1 protein-coding gene is annotated in these 365 nt (G+C 71.0%); it reads right to left on the minus strand.

The window, feature by feature from the left end; all coding sequences use genetic code 11:
• Positions 1-365: dihydropteroate synthase (locus ACTT8P_RS38505; protein WP_442836438.1), on the minus strand; the 365-nt coding region annotated here is incomplete at both ends.

Genomic DNA, 365 nt, shown 5'->3' on the forward strand with positions numbered 1-365 from the left:
TTCTCCGCGGTGCGGGCCTGGCCCTCCTCGTCGATGGTCAGCGCGATCAGCGCCGCACCGTGCTCCCTCGCCAGCCGCGTGACCTTCGCGAACCGCGACTCCGGGCCGGCACCGTCCTCGTAGTTCACCGAGTTGATCACCGCACGGCCGCCGAGCTTCTCCAGCCCCGCCCGCAGAACCTCCACCTCCGTGGAGTCCAGCACGACCGGAAGGGTGGAGGCGGTCGCGAAACGGCCGGCCAGCTCCGCCATGTCGGCCACACCGTCCCGGCCGACGTAGTCCACGCACAGGTCCAGCATGTGGGCGCCCTCGCGGATCTGGTCCCGGGCCATCTCCACACAGTCGTCCCAGCGCGCCTCCAGCAT

The organism is Streptomyces sp. JW3, from assembly GCF_052216785.1.
GTDB lineage: Bacteria > Actinomycetota > Actinomycetes > Streptomycetales > Streptomycetaceae > Streptomyces.